The organism is Frankia canadensis, assembly GCF_900197875.1.
GTDB classification, from domain to species: Bacteria; Actinomycetota; Actinomycetes; order Frankiales; family Frankiaceae; genus Frankia; species Frankia canadensis.
Genome location: NZ_FZMO01000263.1, coordinates 1 through 5,037, shown reverse-complemented (window position 1 = coordinate 5,037; position 5,037 = coordinate 1). Strand labels below are relative to the sequence as shown.

Here is a 5,037-nt window from a genome sequence, read left to right as displayed (position 1 = left end):
GCTCCGCCCAGCCCCCCTCTTCCGCGCGATGACCACGACCCAGGCCCCTCCCGTCGTAGCCGCCTCGCGGGCCACCCTCGACACCACCACGGCGAACGCCCAGGCAGCGAGCCCCGCGTCGGTCAGCCCCGCGTCGGTCAGCTCGGCGTCGGCGAGCCCGGCGGCTGAGCGTGAGCCTCGGGAAAGGGCGACCGGCGGGGCCGAGGCGTTGCGGATACTGGTCGTCGACGATCACGCGGTGAACCAGCGGCTCGTACTTCTCCAGCTCGACAGGCTCGGTCATCGGGCCGATCTGGTGACGGGCGGAGCCGAGGCGGTCGCCGCGGTGTGGCGCGGGCGCTACGACGTCGTGCTCATGGACGTCCAGATGCCCGACCTCGACGGTCTGGCGGCGACTCGCCGGATTCGGGCCCACTTCGGCGGGTGCGGTCCCTGGATCATCGCGCTCACCGCGAATGCCCAGCCCGGCGCGCGGGAGGCGTGCCTCGCGGCGGGCATGGACGACTACCTCACCAAGCCTCTGGTCACCGCCGACCTCGTCGCCGCACTGGCCCGGGCGCGCCCGCGGGGTGGCCGATCCGTCCTGGATCCGGAGGCACTCGACCAGCTGCGCGAGCTCGTCGGCGGGAACGCGACCACCCTGTCCGGCCTCATCGCCGACTTCCTCGTCGACGCGCCGGTGCTGCTGGAGGCGCTGTCCGCGGCCCGCTCCGATCCGGGGCCGGCGCACCGTGCCGCGCACACCCTGAAGGGGCTCGGCGCCACCTTCGGTGCCACCGACCTGGTCCTGCTGTGCCAGCAGGCCGAGGCAGGCGCAGCTCTCGGCCGCGCCGGCGAGGTCGGTTCGACGGCGCGTGGCCACGGAGTCGCCGGCAGGATGAGTTCTGGGCCGCGCGACCTCATCGCCGCCATCGTCACCGAACATGAGCGCGTCGCGGTGGCCCTACGCGCCCTCGGATAGTCCGCGCGGGATCCCTCCCGGCCGCCCACGATTCACGTCCGACGGCCCGACGCGGGCTCGGACCCGGCTCTGGGCTCGGACCCGCTCGGATCCGGTTCTGGTGGGGGACGGGCGGCACTTGGCCGGTGCTTGGTGGTTGCTTAGCAGGCGGATGTTGGCTGCTCGGCAGGGGTCAGCGTTGCCCCCGTCGCCTGCCCGTCCGGGGCGCCGCCGGTGTCGGCGGCGGCCCGCTGGCGCGCCGGCGGACTCGGACCCGCGCCCGCAGAAAGGCAGCCCGCGATGAGCACGGTCAGCCCCCCACACGATCCCACCGCCCTTCAACCCGGCTCCGACGCCGGCTCCCCGCCCGCGGCCGGCTCCCCGCCCGCGGCCGGCTCCCCGCCCGGGGCCGGGTCCGCGAAGGAGACGCTGGAGGACTACACGCTCCGGTTCGCGCCGCGCAGTTACCGGCGGTGGGGCACGGGTATGGTCGCGATCTCGGCGCTCGGCGGCATCGCCTATCTCGCGGACTTCGCCATCGGGGCGAACATCGGAATCTCCTACGGCACGACGAACGCCCTGTGGGGCATCGCCGTCTTCGCCGTCGTCATCTTCCTGACCGGTTTCCCGCTGGCCTACTACGCGGCCCGTTACAACCTGGACCTCGACCTGATCACCCGGGGTAGCGGCTTCGGCTACTACGGCTCGGTCGTCTCGAACGTGATCTTCGCGTCGTTCACGTTCATCTTCTTCGCGCTCGAGGGATCGATCATGGCGCAGGGCCTGAAACTGGGCCTGCACATTCCCCTGTGGGTCGGCTACGCGACGTCCACGCTCGTCATCTTCCCGCTCGTGGTCTACGGCATGAAGCTGCTCTCGACGCTGCAGCTGTGGACGACGCCGCTGTGGCTGGTGCTGATGGTGCTGCCGTTCGCCTACCTGCTGATCCGCCACCCCGGCTCGGTGAACACGTTCTTCGACTACGGCGGCCAGGACGGCAAGGGCGGATTCGACCTCGGCTCGGTGTTCCTCGCCGCCGGCGTCTGCCTGTCGCTGATCGCCCAGATCGCCGAGCAGATCGACTATCTGCGCTTCATGCCGCCGCGCACGCCGGAGAACTCGCGCCGCTGGTGGACCGCGATGGTGCTGGCCGGGCCGGGCTGGGTGTTCTTCGGCGCCATCAAGCAGATCATCGGCATGTTCCTGGCCGTCTACATCATCGCGAACGTCGCGGACGGCGCGGGCGTGGCCAACCAGCCGGTGCACCAGTTCCTGGAGATCTACCAGGACCTGCTGCCGCACTGGGCGGCGCTGGCCCTCGCCGTCGCGCTCGTCGTCATCAGCCAGATCAAAATCAACGTGACGAACGCGTACTCCGGCTCGCTCGCCTGGACGAACTCGTTCACCCGCGTCACGAAGACCTACCCCGGACGGCTCGTCTTCCTCGGCTTCAACCTGCTCGTCGCCGTGATCCTGATGGAGGCTGACATGTTCAGCTTTCTGAACACGATCCTCGCCTTCTACGCCAACTGTGGCATGGCCTGGGTGGTGGCCGTCGCCTCCGACATCGTGTTCAACAAGTACCTGCTGAAGATCTCGCCGCGCCAGCCCGAGTTCCGCCGCGGGATGCTCTACGCCGTCAACCCGGTCGGCTTCGGCGCGATGCTGCTGGCCGCCGGTATCTCCATCATCGACTTCTACGGCGGCCTGGGCTCCGGCCTGAAGCCGTATTCGCCGCTGGTGGCGATCGTCCTCGCCCTCGTCCTGCCGCCGATCCTGGCCGTCGCCACCAAGGGGAAGTACTACCTGCGGCGCACGGACGACGGCATCGACCTGCCGATGTACGACGAGCACGGAAACCCGTCGGGCGAAACCCTCACCTGCCACGTCTGCCAGCAGGACTACGAGCGCCCCGACATGGTGAAGTGCGAGACCCACGACGCCTACATCTGCTCCCTGGACCTCTCCACCGACAAGCGCGGCGACCACGTCCTGCCCGCCCAGGCCTGACGCCCCGTCGAGCCGACGCCCGACGGCCGACCCGGCCATCCTCAGCGAGGACGCCGGGTCGGCCACCGGCATCGCGTCACAACAGCGACCGCAGCTCTTCGACAGTCATGCCGGCAATGGACAGGATGTTGCGAAGAGTCCCTTTGGGAAGATCCTTACCCGCGTGAACGGGCACGACTACGGTCCTGCCGTCCGGGTGGCGCAGGACGTGGTGACTTCCACTGATGCGCGCCACGGTGAAGTCAGCTCGCTCAAACGCGGCAACGACCTTCGCACCTGGTACTGACGGGATGCCTGGCGGCATCAGGCGACATTGAGGGTAAGCGTCAGTTCATCGGGTGGGCCGACCTCTGCCAGCAGCACCTCCAAGGCTGCGCGCAGGTCCTCGAGGGCCGCTTCCCGGGTCGGGCCGTCGCCGACCGCCCCAACACCTGGGCGGAGTTGAGCCGAAGCGCACCAGACGCCGTCTTCGTCCTGCTCGATGGCGTAGGGCACGTGAACAACACGGGTCACGTCCACAATCCTCGCACACTTGCGGACCGACGCCGTGTCCGTAGGTAGGCCCGGCGCCATCGGCGCTGGCTCACTGACCCAGCAGCCTCTGTACCGGCTTCCCTGGCCTTCGCCCTCGTGCCCTGTCAGGCAGGATGGAGGTATGGCTGGGGGCGGGACGGCGCTGTTCGACACGGCTGTCGGCAGGTGTGGGGTTGCCTGGGGCGCTGACGGTCTGGTCGCTGTCGCGTTGCCGGCTGGGACCGACGCGGCGACTCTGGCGCTTCTTCGTCGGGACGTCGTCGCGGCGTCGCCGGGCACCGGGCCGGCCGACGCGTCGTGCGATGGGGCGTCAGGCGATGGGGCTGCGGGCGCGGCGGGCGGTCCGCCGGCAGAGGTGGCGGAGGCGATCGCCAGAATGATCGGGCTGCTGGACGGCGTCCCGGATGATCTGGCTGATGTGCGCGTTGACCTGACGGGCGTGCCCGCGTTTCACCGACGGGTGTACGAGGTGGCTCGCGCGATCCCGCCGGGGCGGACGCTCACCTACGGGGAGGTCGCGGCCCAGCTCGGGATACCCGGCGCGGCCCAGGCCGTGGGGCGGGCGCTGGGGCGCAATCCGGTGCCGATCGTCGTCCCGTGTCACCGGGTACTGGCCGCCGGTGGGGCGATGGGCGGCTTCTCGGCGCCGGGCGGAATCGGGACGAAACGGCGGATGCTTGTCATCGAGGGCGCCATGACTCCCGCGCCTCCCACCCTCTTCTGACACCCGCGCCACCCGTGCGAGGACGGGCGGGCGGCCCAGGAGCGGCGTCGTCAGTGGCCGAGGACGCGGCGGAGGATCCGGTCGGCGCGCTGCCAGGCTTCGGGCGACACGGCGCCGAGCCGGCGCGACAGGCCTGACGCAGGCATCCACCCGACGAGTTCGGGCAGCACCGTCCCCGGCACCGGGAGGGTGATCCCGACGTCGGCGGCGTAGTCGTCGAACGGCAGCGGCTCGCCTGGCACGACCGGGCAGACCACGACCCGGCCGGTGTTCGCGTCGTTGTACATGTCGGCGGACACGATCAGCGCGTGCGCGGGAGCGTCAGCCCGCGCCCACACCTCACCCTGCCGCACGGCGCCGCAGTGCCTCGAGGTGGACGAACTCGTCGCCCAGGTACTCGGCGGTGATACCGAGAGCGGCGTTGCGTTCCTGCTGGCGGGCGAACCGCCGCGTCCACACCGCTTCGGACAGCGTCCGGTCGACCCAGGCGGACAGGGTCAACCCGGCCGCGGCGGCCTCGGCCCGCGCCGCCTCCAGCGTCTCCGCCCGCACCGACACGCTCATACTCGGCATAGGACGGATCATAGGACGTGGCCTCACACGAGTGCCAGGCTCACTGCACCTGGGGCACCTGGGGCACCTGGGGCACCTGGGGCACCTGGGGCACCTGGGGCACCTGGCACCTGGCAGCGGGCGACGTGCTGGGCCTGGCAGGTGGGAGTGCGCGGGGGCGGAGGCGTCGCGGCGAGGGTTGGGCCGTTGCCGGCGGGCTGGTTCTGCCACGTAAAGTGGTGGGCTGCCGGCTTTGGGTGGCATCGGGGGGTTGGGT

General features: G+C 70.8%; 7 protein-coding genes. 3 read left to right on the top strand and 4 right to left on the bottom strand.

Annotated features, from left to right (window positions below):
• The coding region (locus tag C1A33_RS19910) for a response regulator (protein WP_207770395.1) at positions 1-961 on the top strand (961 nt) is incomplete at its 5' end.
• A gap of 279 nt (positions 962-1,240) precedes the next feature.
• On the top strand, positions 1,241-2,950 hold the full coding sequence (locus C1A33_RS19905; protein ID WP_101832952.1) for a purine-cytosine permease family protein: 1,710 nt from the start codon (positions 1,241-1,243) through the stop codon (positions 2,948-2,950).
• Positions 2,951-3,026: 76 nt separating this feature from the next.
• On the opposite strand, the gene C1A33_RS19900 is transcribed toward C1A33_RS19905, so the two are convergent.
• Positions 3,027-3,254 carry a type II toxin-antitoxin system HicA family toxin gene (locus C1A33_RS19900; protein ID WP_101832951.1) on the bottom strand — a complete coding sequence of 76 codons (228 nt, stop codon included), beginning with the start codon at positions 3,252-3,254 and terminating at the stop codon, positions 3,027-3,029.
• Positions 3,254-3,463, bottom strand: a complete 210-nt coding sequence (locus C1A33_RS19895) for a type II toxin-antitoxin system HicB family antitoxin (RefSeq protein WP_101832954.1) — start codon at positions 3,461-3,463, stop codon at positions 3,254-3,256. The genes C1A33_RS19900 and C1A33_RS19895 overlap by 1 nt, the downstream gene beginning before the upstream one ends.
• Positions 3,464-3,605: 142 nt before the next feature.
• Here C1A33_RS19895 and C1A33_RS19890 point away from each other — a divergent pair, with 142 nt between their 5' ends.
• Positions 3,606-4,208, top strand: coding sequence for a methylated-DNA--[protein]-cysteine S-methyltransferase (locus C1A33_RS19890; protein WP_101832950.1), 603 nt, complete (start codon positions 3,606-3,608; stop codon positions 4,206-4,208).
• Positions 4,209-4,258: 50 nt separating this feature from the next.
• Here C1A33_RS19890 and C1A33_RS19885 read toward each other — a convergent pair whose 3' ends face one another.
• On the bottom strand, positions 4,259-4,561 hold the full coding sequence (locus C1A33_RS19885) for a toxin (RefSeq protein WP_101832949.1): 303 nt from the start codon (positions 4,559-4,561) through the stop codon (positions 4,259-4,261).
• A complete protein-coding gene (locus tag C1A33_RS19880) occupies positions 4,548-4,781 on the bottom strand; it encodes a hypothetical protein (RefSeq protein ID WP_133150745.1) in 234 nt (77 codons plus the stop codon). The genes C1A33_RS19885 and C1A33_RS19880 overlap by 14 nt, the downstream gene beginning before the upstream one ends.
• Positions 4,782-5,037 lie beyond the last annotated feature (256 nt).

Bases quoted from the DNA above. Each gene is read 5' to 3' on its own strand.
- C1A33_RS19880 (WP_133150745.1), bottom strand. From the start codon at position 4,781: ATGCCGAGTATGAGCGTGTCGGTGCGGGCGGAGACGCTGGAGGCGGCG.
- C1A33_RS19905 (WP_101832952.1), top strand. From the start codon at position 1,241: ATGAGCACGGTCAGCCCCCCACACGATCCCACCGCCCTTCAACCCGGC.
- C1A33_RS19890 (WP_101832950.1), top strand. From the start codon at position 3,606: ATGGCTGGGGGCGGGACGGCGCTGTTCGACACGGCTGTCGGCAGGTGT.
- C1A33_RS19900 (WP_101832951.1), bottom strand. From the start codon at position 3,254: ATGCCGCCAGGCATCCCGTCAGTACCAGGTGCGAAGGTCGTTGCCGCG.